Source organism: Novosphingobium rhizosphaerae (assembly GCF_050920675.1).
Taxonomy (GTDB): domain Bacteria; phylum Pseudomonadota; class Alphaproteobacteria; order Sphingomonadales; family Sphingomonadaceae; genus Novosphingobium; species Novosphingobium rhizosphaerae.
Genome location: NZ_CP137861.1, coordinates 4,396,197 through 4,402,513 on the forward strand (window position 1 = coordinate 4,396,197; position 6,317 = coordinate 4,402,513).

A 6,317-nucleotide genomic window follows, 5' to 3' on the forward strand; every position below is an offset into this window, starting at 1 on the left:
ATCTATGATGACGACCACCTTGCGTGGCGTTTTATTTGCATCGGCCAGTGTTGTCTGCATGGCAACGATGCCCGCCGCTGCCCAGGCCGCCACCGAACTGCGCCAATTCGCCATTCCCGCACAGCCGGCTGAAACCGCCATCGGCGTGCTGGGCCACCAGGCCAACGTCCAGATCATCGCCTCGCGCAAGCTGACCCGGTCGGTGCGCACCAACGAAGTGCGCGGCCGCCTGACCGTCTCCGACGCGCTGGAGCGGCTGCTGGCCGGCACCGGCCTGTCCGCGCGGCAAACCGGCCCGGCCACATTCGCCGTGGTCGCCCGCCCCGCCGCGGCGCGTGCCCCGCTGGGTGGCACAGCCGTGGCCCTGGCCAGCCAGCCCGCCGAACCGCAGGCTCGTGCCGCCGCCGCTCCCCCGCCGCCGCCCGCCGCCCTGCCCGAGGCAGAACCCCAGGCCATCGTCGTGACCGGCCTGCGCGCCAGCCTCGACAACGCACGCGGGATCAAGCGCGCCTCGTCCGGCATTGTCGACGCGATTTCCACCAAGGACATCGGCAAGCTGCCCGATGCCAACCTGGCCGAATCCCTCCAGCGCATCACCGGCGTCTCGATCGACCGCTCCGGCGGCGAAGGCGCTTTCATCACGGTTCGCGGCTTTGGCCCGGAATTCAACACGGTTCTGGTCAATGGCCGCCAAGTGGCCACCCCTACCGACCCGAGCCAGGCCTCGGGTCGGGCCTTTTCGTTCGACACGCTGGCGTCCGAACTGGTTTCGGGCGTGGAAGTCTACAAGTCTTCCACCGCGCGCTATCAATCGGGCGGGGTGGGCTCCACCGTCAACATCAAGACCGCACGCCCGTTCGATTACCGCGGGCGCAAGTTTTCCGCGACGGTTGATGCCAACTACGATGGCAACGCCAAGAAAGCCGCGCCCGACGCTTCGTTCCTGTTTTCCGACACGCTGGACGACGGCAAGCTGGGCATCCTGATTTCGGGCAGCTACCAGCACCGCTTCACCCGCCTGCAACAGGCACAGACCGATGGCTGGCTGGTCAACCCGGCGGTGCCGGCCGACCAGGTCAACGGCGGCAAGGGCACGGTGAGCGCCAGCAACCCGCAGGGCAACATCTTCATCCCGCAGAACTTCGACAGCAAGATCACGCGCGAGGACCGCGAGCGGATCGGCGGCACCGTGGTGCTGCAATACCGCCCCAGCGATGCCGTGACGATCACCGCCGATGCGCTCTACACCAAGTTCACCAACAAAACGCAGACCCGCTCCTACGGCCACTGGTTCACCGCCTCGAACCTGACCGACGTGGTCACCGATGCCAATGGCACGGCCACCGATCTCACGCAGGCCAGCGGCATCGCCACCGATTTCCACTACAAGAAGTTCGACAAGCGCACCAACACGCGCGAATTCGGGCTGAACCTGGAATGGAAAGTCACGCCCAACCTCACCGCCTCGTTCGACGGCACCTATTCGCTGGCCAAGGAAGATCCCAACGGCGGGCAGGAAGCCTATCTCGCGCTGCTCGGCTATCTGACCGGCTCGTCGCGCTATCAGTCCGACAGTTCGATCCTGCCGTGGCAGACCGAAACCCTGCCCACGTTTGCCAACCCCGCCAGCCCCTGCGGCAGCGCGGTGACCAATTCGGGCCAGGCGGGCAGCACCACCCCGGTGGGCGCGGGGCAGCCGATGTGCCAGCACGTGATGCTGCTGCGCGGCTATGGCATTCGTGACCAGGTGACCCAGGGCCGCGCCGATTTCGCCTACAAGGGCGATGGCAGCGAAGGCCTGGTGAACGCCAACTTCGGGTTCTATTACTCGCGCGACCGCAAGGACACCTCGCTCTATTCCAACGACGGCGGCACCGGCTGCACCACCTGTGGCTACAACGCGCCGGCCCCGGCAGGCGTGGCGATCACCACGTTCAACGCCGGCAGCAATTTCCTCTCTGGGTTGAGCGGGTCCAACCGCCTGCCCACGCAGTGGCTGACGTTCGATGGCCCCACGCTGTTCAACGCGATCACTGCGCAGCAACGCGCCACCAATCCGGGCTTCACCTTTGCCCCGCCGCTGGTGAATGACACCATCGTGACCGAACGCGTGCTGGGCGCCTATCTCGAAACCGAGTTCAGGGGCGATGTCGGCGGCCGGCCGCTGTCGATCGTGGCCGGGGTGCGCTTCGAAGACACCCGCACCGATGTGAATGGCCTCGCTACCGCCTACACCGGCCTGGTCAAGCTGGCCAACGACCAGACGCAGTACGGTTCGGAATCCTCGGGCACCACGCGCACCGTGGGCCGCGCGCACTATCTCGACGTGCTGCCCAACATCGCGCTCAAGTGGCAATTGACCGACGCTGTGACACTGCGCTTCGCTGCTTCGCAAACCATCACCCGGCCCACTTTGGAGCAGCTCTCGCCGGTCACCACGCTGGTCACGCTGCGCCCGGGCAACTTCGCCGCCAGCAGGGGCAATCCCGATCTCAAGCCGTTCAAATCGAGCAATCTCGATTTCTCGGCCGAATGGTACTACGCGGCGGGCAGCTACGTTTCGGTGGGGGCCTACCTCAAGAGCGTCAACAACTTCATCGTGCTGAACCAGACCACCGGCACGGTCGCCAATGCCACGGGCGGCCCGCTGCTCGATCCGGCCACCGGCCTGCCCGCGCAGTTCACCGTGACCGCGCCGGTCAACGGCCAGGACGCCACAGTCACCGGTATCGAGGCCGCCTGGCAGCACACCCTGGGCAACAGCGGCTTCGGCTTCCAGCTCAATGGCACGCTGGTGGGTTCCAACCGCCATCTCGATCCGCAGAACCTGGGCAACAAGTTCGCGCTGACCGGGCTGTCCAACTCGGCCAACGCGGTGCTGTTCTATGACAAGAACGGGATCGAGGCGCGCGTTGCCTGGAACTGGCGCGATCGCTTCCTGCAATACCTGGCCCCGCCGCCGCTCAACGGCGCCGGCCAGGCCGTTACGCAGGTTCGCCCCTATTCGCAGATCGATGCGAGCGCGACCTACCACATCACGCCGCAATTCTCGGTCTTTGTCGAAGGCGCGAACCTGACCAATTCCCGCACGCTGAAATATGCCTATTATACCAACCAGTTCCTTTATGCCGAGGATTCGGGACGGCGTTTCAAGGTCGGGGCACGGGTCAACTTCTGAAGCAAACCCGTGTAGCATGACGTGATGATCGAGGGGCACGCGCCGGCAACGACTGGCGCGTGCCTTTGGCGCCCGGGGCCGGGCGGCGGGATGGGAGAAGGAAGGCAATGTCCGCCACTGAAAACCGCGCGATCCGCTCGGTCTGCATCGTCGGCGGCGGATCGGCCGGCTGGCTCACGGCGGGCCTGATCGCCGCGCGCCATGGCCCCGATCTGGCCGTCACGCTGGTCGAAAGCGTGAGCCGGGGCACCATCGGCGTGGGCGAAGGCACCTGGCCCACCATGCGCAACACGCTGCGCAAGATCGGCATTGGCGAAACCGATTTCATGCGGTTCTGCCATGCCTCGTTCAAGCAGGGCGCCAAGTTCGCCCGCTGGCGCACGGGCGCGGCCGACGATTTCTATTACCACCCTTTGGTCCTCCCCGAAGGCTTTCCCGATCTCGACCTGGCGCCCTACTGGAATGCCCAGGCCGCCGCGCCCGGCAACGGCGTACCATCGTTCTCCGATGCGGTATGCTTTCAAGAGGCGCTGTGCGAGCAGTCCCTTGCGCCCAAGCTGATGACTTCGCCGGAATATGCCGGGGTCGCCAACTATGCCTATCATCTCGATGCGGTGAAGCTGGGCGAACTGCTTGCCCGCCATTGCGTCGACACACTCGGCGTGACGCACATCGATGACGAGATCGTGGACGTGACCCTGGCCGAAAACGGCGATGTCGCGGCCGTCGTCGGCAAGCGCAATGGGCCGATCGCCGCCGATCTCTATGTCGATTGCACCGGCTTTGCCGCGCGCCTGCTGGGGGAAGCGCTTGGCGTGCCATTCATCGACCGGTCCGACGTGTTGTTCATCGATCGCGCCTTGGCCGTGCAGTTGCCGGTGGAGGAAGACAGCCCGATCGCCTCGCACACCATCTCCACCGCGCAGAAGCATGGCTGGATCTGGGACATCGGCCTGCCCACGCGGCGCGGCATCGGCTATGTCTGGTCCACCCGCCATGCCGGCGCGGATCGCGTGGAAGAGGAACTGGCCGCCTATGTCGGCCCCGGCTTTGCCAAGCTGACCCCGCGCGAAATTCCCATCCGCTCGGGCCATCGCGAACTGTTCTGGAAAAACAATGTCGTTGCCGTGGGGCTGGCGGCTGGCTTCCTCGAACCGCTGGAGGCCTCGGCCCTGGTGCTGATCGAGCTGTCGGCCGATTACATCGCCACCAGCATGCCCGCCACGCGCGGCGCCATGGATTTCGTCGCGCGGCGCTTCAACACGATGACGCGCTATCGCTGGGATCGCATCATCGAGTTCCTCAAGCTGCACTATATCCTGTCTGAACGGGAGGATACCGCGTTCTGGCGCGACAACCGCGATCCCGCCACGATCCCGCAAGACCTGCAGGACCAACTCGCCTTGTGGCGCGACAATCCGCCCGGCGAGCACGACTTCGCCAGCGCGCACGAGATGTTCCCCGCCGCCAGCTATCAATATGTGCTCTATGGCATGGGCTTCCGCACCCGCCCCCGCGCCGGCCAGTTGGCGCAGCGCGATGCGGCCGAAGATGCCTTTACCCGCACGGCTGCGATGAAGCGCAAGCTGACCGGCATGATGCCCACCAACCGCGCCTTGCTCGGCAAGCTGGCGCAGCACCGTTTCCCCACGCTGTGAGAGGCGCCATGAACCTTGTGCAACTGACCCGCAGCGACCACGCCGGCCTGCGCATCGATCCCGCCAAGGCCGCGGCCAGTGCTGCGGCCATCCATCTCGTGCCGCTGGTGGCCGACGAGATCCGCAAGGTCGCCGGCCAGTTTCCCGTGTTCCTGGCCAAGGACGCGGAAACCGGGCAGTTCTACCCCGCCGCGCTCATGGGGCTGGAGCCGCAGGAAAACCTGTTCTGGAACGGTACCGCGCTGGAGGCCGACGTCCTGCCGCTCAATCTCCTGCGCCTGCCGTTCTTCATCGGCGGCGAAGGGGAAGAGGCGGTGATCTGCGTGGACATGGCCAGCCCGGCAATCGATCCGGCCGGCCCCTGCCCGATCGTGACCGAGGATGGCGGCGAAAGCGACTATTTCCGCGCGGTGCAGGCCATGCTGGGCCGGCTGGCGCAAGGGCGCGACGCCACCCGGCGGTTCGTCGACCTCGCGCTCGAGCACCAGGTGGTGCGGGAAATGAAGCTCGACCTGGCATTTCACGATGGCAGCACCAGCCTGCTGACCGGCCTCTATGGCGTGGACGAAGTGGCACTGGGCCGGGCGCGCAGCGCGATTGCCGATTTTGCCGGCCTGATGATCCTGGCAGCCATGTGCCTGTCGCTCGATCACGTGGCAGGCCTGGTGCGGCGCAAGAACGCGCGGCTGGCGGCGCAAGCGGCCTGGTTCACCCCCGGCGCCTAGGATGGACGTGCATCCCCCGCAGTCCATGGGGCAGGAAGACGTGCCGCTATGGATTGTCGACCAGGCGCACCCTGCCCCACAAGGCCTGGAAGCCACTTCTGCGAGTGCCCATTTCGCCGAAAGCGAGGGTGACTTCTATCCAGGCCGCCGCGCGCCTGCTCCCCAGGCCTGGTGCGAATGGCTGGGGCAGGCCTTGGCCGCGCTGCCCGGCTTGTCGGGTGCGCGCGTGCTGCGCGGGGATTTTGCCGTGGCCGACCGCGATCCGCGCCGTCTCGCGCCGGTGCAGCGCATCCCGCATTTCGATGACAGCAACCCGCAGGTCTATGCCGCGATCCATTACCTGTGCGACGCGCCGCATGGCGGCACCAGCTTTCACCGCCACCGCGCGACCGGCTTTGAACGCATCACGCCGGCACGGGCACCCCTTTGGCGCCAGGCCCTCGCCACGGACGCGGCGCGCCACGGCATGCCAGAGGCCACGTATCACGCTGCGGATACAGCCACCTTCACCCGCATCGGCACCGCAGAACTGCGCTACAATCGCCTGGTGGTCTATCCCGCCAATTGCCTGCATTGCGGCGATATCGGCCCGTCCTGGCAGTCCGGCACCCGGCTGACGATCACCGCCCTTCTCCACATCCCCTGACGTCCAAAGCCTCACGCGCGAGTGGGAGGGGTATGGGGAGGGGCTGTTGTGAAGCTGCGCGCGTGCTGGACGCAACGAAGCCCCGAGGCGTTAGCGACGGGGCTTTGTGG

General features: G+C 66.3%; 4 protein-coding genes. All 4 read left to right on the plus strand.

What is annotated here, in order from left to right; translation table 11 throughout:
- Nucleotides 1-58: 58 nt before the first annotated feature.
- The 4 genes from R9J51_RS20070 (at nucleotide 59) to R9J51_RS20085 (ending at nucleotide 6,207) form a co-directional block, all read left to right on the plus strand.
- The gene (locus R9J51_RS20070; protein ID WP_432787711.1) at nucleotides 59-3,178 is read left to right on the plus strand and encodes a TonB-dependent receptor; all 3,120 of its coding nucleotides are present in this window, start codon (nucleotides 59-61) and stop codon (nucleotides 3,176-3,178) included.
- Between the two features lie 107 nt (nucleotides 3,179-3,285).
- Complete coding sequence (locus R9J51_RS20075; protein ID WP_179505511.1) at nucleotides 3,286-4,836, plus strand: tryptophan halogenase family protein; 1,551 nt, start codon at nucleotides 3,286-3,288, stop codon at nucleotides 4,834-4,836.
- An 8-nt stretch (nucleotides 4,837-4,844) separates the two neighbouring features.
- Entirely contained in the window at nucleotides 4,845-5,561 is a 717-nt protein-coding gene (locus R9J51_RS20080) for a SapC family protein (protein ID WP_179505512.1), read from the plus strand.
- 1 nt (nucleotide 5,562) lies between these two features.
- Complete coding sequence (locus tag R9J51_RS20085; RefSeq protein WP_179505513.1) at nucleotides 5,563-6,207, plus strand: DUF6445 family protein; 645 nt, start codon at nucleotides 5,563-5,565, stop codon at nucleotides 6,205-6,207.
- Nucleotides 6,208-6,317: the final 110 nt, after the last annotated feature.